2 protein-coding genes are annotated in these 2,760 nt (G+C 35.3%); both read right to left on the bottom strand.

Features of this window, described 5'->3' with window-relative positions; genetic code table 11:
• Window positions 1-91: 91 nt before the first annotated feature.
• Complete coding sequence (locus CXF74_RS20965; RefSeq protein WP_101084537.1) at window positions 92-1,066, bottom strand: DUF4238 domain-containing protein; 975 nt, start codon at window positions 1,064-1,066, stop codon at window positions 92-94.
• A gap of 132 nt (window positions 1,067-1,198) precedes the next feature.
• Window positions 1,199-2,167, bottom strand: coding sequence for a hypothetical protein (locus CXF74_RS20975; RefSeq protein ID WP_101084540.1), 969 nt, complete (start codon window positions 2,165-2,167; stop codon window positions 1,199-1,201).
• Window positions 2,168-2,760 lie beyond the last annotated feature (593 nt).

Here is a 2,760-nt window from a genome sequence, read left to right on the forward strand (position 1 = left end):
ACAACAGCGGCGCGTAGGATTGGCATTGATTTTGCGCCTTTCTTTTGCAAAATCAATGACTAGCCGTAATGCGTCCGACTGCTTGTACTTGTTAGAAAACATTACTGCCATCTACAACTCTTGGGTTTAAACCTATATTGGGGTTGTCTGATAGCATTATATTGACCAAATCAAAATCACTATTACTTGAATAAATAAACCTCGAACAATGGAGAACTTGAAGAGAATTATGATATTCCATATTCTCACTTGATAGCTCTTTCGTGATTTTATTATCAATGTGATTTAAAATACTTATTGATTCAGCAAGCCCATTTGGTGAAGTTGATTCCATCAGCACTGCTGCTTGGTGATGATTCACAGCTTTCCGGATATCATCTACTAATTCAGAACACAAAAAACTTAAACAAAACTTTGGAGATATCGGGAGGTGAACCTCAACCCCTTTAACTCGAAGTCCTAGATTCCCACGATGCTCTCTTGGTTGATGATTATATTTCACAATGGGATTGTCTGATATATAAAAAACCTCTCCTTTTGGAGCCTTGACCAATGATATATGCTTATCCAATATATATGGGAGTAATTGCAGTGGTGTTTCTTTCAACATATCTATTGATTGTGTTTTGACATCCAACTCTTTAAAAGAAGTAAGTAAATGATCTGCTTGCGAATCTGGCTCAACCGAATCCCCAACAAATTTATCCACAATCAATTCTCCCATCTCAACTAAGCTTTCTCTTATTGAATTGACACGCATCATTTGAACAATTGTAAAAATTCCAAGGTACTTTTGGTCCCCTTTAGAAAGGCTTTTGATGGAACCTTCTGAAATTATTTTATCAATGATCGGGGCGACTTTCGTTTCTAGCTTCCCCAATTGGAACTCCATCTGATTCCCTTCTTCAGGATGATTGTAGAAGTTATTTTCATGTCCTACATCTCTGATCTGTGAAGCGAATGATTTGGCCATTTTTAGATCAAATGTATGGATTCGTTTTTTCTTTCCTACTGCGAATTTGGAAAGAAGAAATTGAGGGACATAATGCTGCTTTTTGGGTTCCATACTCCGCCTTGTTTTCTAACGCCTGCATAACACGTTTGCTACCATGCAGATTAAGCCTAAATTTACCACTTAATACAGTAAACTCAAAGAAACCTAGAATGCCGAATGTAGCAAATCGTGTTGATGCATTTGTTATATTTTTGCCATTGACCAATTAGGCAATAATAAGTTTTGAAGATGACAAAGCGCACAGTTACCATCACGCGGGAGTAAATATGCAATATCATTATTTTTATCATGAACCGATAATCCGCGCGGTGTAATCACTAAACTATAAAAAGGTTTTTCTTTACCTAAATTCTGAAATGATGAATCAGAATCCAAAATATAATCAATGATACTTTCTATACCATGGTATATACGACCAGCTAAATCATTTACGATTACTGGTGTTGCAGCCGTTGTTAAACCAAAACCAAGAGGAGCATAAACTTTATCCTTTATGGATATGCACGATACAACCCCAGCTCTTCTTAACTCATCTATTTCTTGAGGCGTAAAATTATTTTCGCCAGGTAAAATACCTCCAAGCTCACTAGACTTTAATAATTGAGGCCAATTATCGTGAATAGTTTCAAGAAGCTCTATCTGAGCAAACACTGAATTTTCTTTATGAGGTCTAATATCGATTGCATATATTATATTATTAATAATATATGCAAATAATAGCCAATCAGAGCGAGTCGAAAAATACTCATTAGTGTCGTCTGATAATATTACATGGAAATGGTGTATGCCCCAGTCAGCCCAAAGCAGATCAGTGCGTTTGAGTTTCTTTTTACCACTAATATCATTAAATTTAATTAAAGATTTAGATTGAAATGGATTTAAGTCCAGCCCTAGCTCTGATTGTGAAATAAAATATTTAAATGCTTTTTCAGCTACAGCTAACTCTCCACCTAATCGTTGCTTAAGTTTTTCAGATAAAATTACAGACCTAGATTTTGGTTCTACAAACCGACTAGAAAAATCAATCCATCTCAATAAAGGGGAGGATAACTCTTTAATCTTTTTTTTGTGTTCAAGTTGAAATCTTTTGATTAATGTCTCTGCAATACTTTCAACGTTACTATGAAAGTGCTCTAATAGTTTGTTTTTCAAAGATAACCTCATTGTTCGTTAAAAAATATAACGCCTGCTTAAGCGGATAAAAATAGTTGGCTATAATGTGGAGCGAAGCGGAACGTAGCCAACTGTTTTTATTCCGTTTAAAGCTCTTGTTAGATGCTCGCGATCAGTTTGAAAGCTCTGATAATACAAGCACATAACGAAATGGAATAATAAAGTAAACCACCACGATTTAAAGCCACTTAATTATTAACTTTGAACTCCGTAGAAAATACCTTACGAAGATGACACAAAACTAAAAATTAAACAGTTTACGAACATTTATAACCACCCTTTTGGTTTTCAAATACCCAAACCAAAAACTAGTTGATGAATTGAAAATAAAGCTAAATCAGACGACCAAAATACCGCGACTTTCCAATTGACGAATTCCACAATTAGCCAACCAAAGTAACAGCAGAATCAAAGCTACAATTCAGCTTTTCTATTTTAGGTAAACTCTACAAACAGCATGGTAAAACCTTAACCAAAGCGTATATGAAAAGATAAAACATTCCCTAAAAGGTAGCGACATCTAACAGCTTTATATACAACACAGTGACGTAAAAGCCCTCTCTAGCGCCACG

It is taken from the genome of Psychromonas sp. Urea-02u-13 (genome assembly GCF_002835995.1).
Classification (GTDB): domain Bacteria; phylum Pseudomonadota; class Gammaproteobacteria; order Enterobacterales; family Psychromonadaceae; genus Psychromonas.

Coding starts and splice junctions, on each gene's coding strand:
- CXF74_RS20965 (WP_101084537.1), bottom strand. CDS start 1,066: ATGGAACCCAAAAAGCAGCATTATGTCCCTCAATTTCTTCTTTCCAAA.